Origin of the sequence: Prosthecobacter sp., assembly GCF_046154365.1 — a bacterium.
Lineage (GTDB): Bacteria > Verrucomicrobiota > Verrucomicrobiia > Verrucomicrobiales > Verrucomicrobiaceae > Prosthecobacter.
In genome coordinates, this window is the sequence record NZ_JBJXFV010000022.1 from 1 (window position 1) to 2,730 (window position 2,730).

Genomic DNA, 2,730 nt, shown 5'->3' on the forward strand with positions numbered 1-2,730 from the left:
TGGTGCGGCGGTTCGCCGGTCAGCATCTCGCGCAGGGGGTGGAAGGCGTAGCCTTGGGGATCGTCGGCACGCCAGAAGGGCTTGTTGAGGTCGCCATCAATCACGGGTGGCTCCTGCGCGGTCTTGATCTGGAGACTCGGGCCGGTGCGCTTGAGTTTTTCAAACAGCAGCTTGAGTGGCTCCATCTCGCCTGTGATGCCGGCGATGCGGCGACCGTGGATGGACTCTCCGGCCTTGGCTTTGGCGCGTCCGAGGATGTCGAAGTAGCGGTCCACATCGGCCTGTTTCAAGAAGCCGCCCGCCGAGGTGATCTGGCGCGGGTCGGGGCGCATCCAGACGCTCTCGGCGAAGGTGAAAAACTCCTTCATCTCCGCTTTGGCCGGACCGTAGAAGAGTTCGAAATACTCATCCATGGTGGCTCGGATATCCAGGTTGCGATTCCAGCAGAGCTTGCCGTGCAAATAGAGCATCAGGTGGCTGATCCATGGCCGGGCCATGATGGGCATGTTCGCGGCTTTCGCGTTGAAGGTGCTGGCGGTCCATCCGATCTCTGCTGTGAAGCCGAGGGCATGGTCATACAGCCCGTCGAAGCTCTGTTTCATGTGCGCTGGGAAGATGATCGGCACGGGCGGGAAATTGTAGTTCGGGGCGTGCTGGAGGTAGTATTCCCAGATGAGAAGCTGCTCCGGGCCGTTCATGGCGGCGATCCATTCTTTGCGATTGGCCAGTTCGTGAGAGCGCTCGGGCAGGCTCCAACCGGCGGCGGTTTGCGTGAATCCGATCACCACATCGTCCGGCACCTTTTTCAGGTGCGAGGGGATTCTGCCCGTGGGTCCGTAGCCGAAGAAGGTGAACTTTTTGTCCGGATACTTTCCCTTCAAGCGGTCGCGCACGGCCATGTTGAAATCCCACGCGTAATCGCTGTAGCGCCCGGATTGCCCGCGTTCCTTGAACTTGTCCCAACCTGCGGCGGCATCATCGCTGTCGAGCAAACTCCAGCCATCGGGCTGTCCGATGCCCATGTAGGCGATGCCTGGGAAATGTTTGTCCACCACCTCGAGATACGCGGCGGTGTCGGCACGCAGACGCTCGCTGGTGAAGCGCGGCGTCTTGTAATCGACCTTGCCGCCCACGCGGCCGTAATACTCCTGCGGTTGTTGCTCGGGCGCGATATGGATGGGGCCGCTCACGCTGTGATAAATCGGAACAAAACGATCAGCACCCACACCCATGGCCTTATACCACAAGAACTCATCGGGAATGGACGAGCCGACCCGGCAGTCGGCAAAGAAGCGCACGGGAAACTCGGGCTCCTCCCTGGTGTCCTGGATTTTAACGGCAATGTTCTTGGTCTCTGGAATGACCATGCCCAGCTCGGGAATCGGCGCATACCAGCGCATGCCGAGCTGCTCCAGCAGTGCATACACACCGAAGAGCGTGCCGGTGCCATCCATCGTGTGAAAGCCAAACTCCGTGCTGAAATCGCGGTAATCCGTCAGCGGAGGAAAGCGCCACTTGTGGCCGGTCAGCTCCTCCCATTTCTGCTGCCACACATTTCGCGACACGTCCCGAAAGAGCGAGAAGGTCTTGGCGAAGTTGTAAAACTGCGGCCCGGCCACGATGACATGGTTGTCGGCGGCGACGATCTTGAAGCCATCGTGCTTCAGTCCCGCGAGTGAAAAGCCCAGCTTCCGCGTGGCCTCACTTTCGCCGACGTAAACGTGATGTTTCACACCGGGCGAGGCGGCATTGACGATGGGCAGCTCCGCCCCGGACATCGCCCGCAGGTGACGCTGCAACTCGCGGGCGGCAGTCCGCAAGCTGGGCGTGGCGTCCTGCGCCAGGACGATTTCGGTGACCGGTTTGCCCTCGACGACGAGCGGGACATCCGCTGCGGAAAGGGCGGCTGCGGTGAAGAGGAATGGGAGAAGGAGGGTGAAGAGTTTCATGGGATGCGTTTTGGAAAATGGGGGAAGGCTTTTGATGGCAGAGGAATGGTGGGGCAGTGGAATGGGGAAAAGGGTGATGTGGAAAACCATTCCACTGCCCATCCATTCCTCTGCCCTAGCTGCTCGTTATGGTTTCAGCTCGGCCAGCCGCTGCTTCACTTCATCGAGCAGGACAGCGGGAGCACCGGGCACTTTCGCGGCTTGTTCGAAGCTTTGGCGGGCCTTGGCCTTGTCGCCCATGTCGCGATAAACGTCGCCATAGCTCATCAGAGCCGTGCAGATCCAATGCGGATCGTTGCGCGTGTTTTTGTCCAACTCGGCGAGGTCCGCCAGGGCCGCATCGTATTTGCCGAGTGAGGAGAGCAACCGGGCGCGTTCGCTCAACGCTCGTTGGAATGAGCCGCCGCTGGGCTGCAAACGGATCATCTCGGCGTAGGCCTCGAGCGCCTTTGCCTGGTCTTTCCCGGAGCGTTGCGCGTTCTGGGCGATCAGGTGCCAGGCGGCGGCCTGGTTGTTCAGCGAGATGGTGTGTTGGATGGCCTGCCTGGCATCCGCCTCAGCCGCCGCCATCTCACCGAGGGCGGATCGGGCACGAGCGCGAGCCATGAGCGTGGGATAGATCAAACCGTCCGGCCACGCGTTCGCATCGAGCCTCTCGGCCGCCTTCAGCAGTTCGGCCCATTGCCGCGTCTCCAGGAAAATCTGCACTTTGGCAAAGTCGGCGTCCGACTTGAGCGGAATCCGGTCCGCCAGCAACAGCGCCGCTTCGAGCTGTTTGTTG

At 61.0% G+C, this 2,730-nt stretch carries 2 protein-coding genes; both read right to left on the reverse strand.

Features of this window, described 5'->3' with window-relative positions:
* A partial coding sequence (locus ACKVY0_RS02890; protein ID WP_409213286.1) for a DUF4838 domain-containing protein occupies window positions 1-1,949 on the reverse strand: 1,949 nt, incomplete at its 3' end.
* 126 nt (window positions 1,950-2,075) lie between these two features.
* Window positions 2,076-2,730, reverse strand: a 655-nt coding sequence (locus ACKVY0_RS02895) for a hypothetical protein (protein ID WP_409213287.1), incomplete at its 5' end; no start/stop codon positions are given.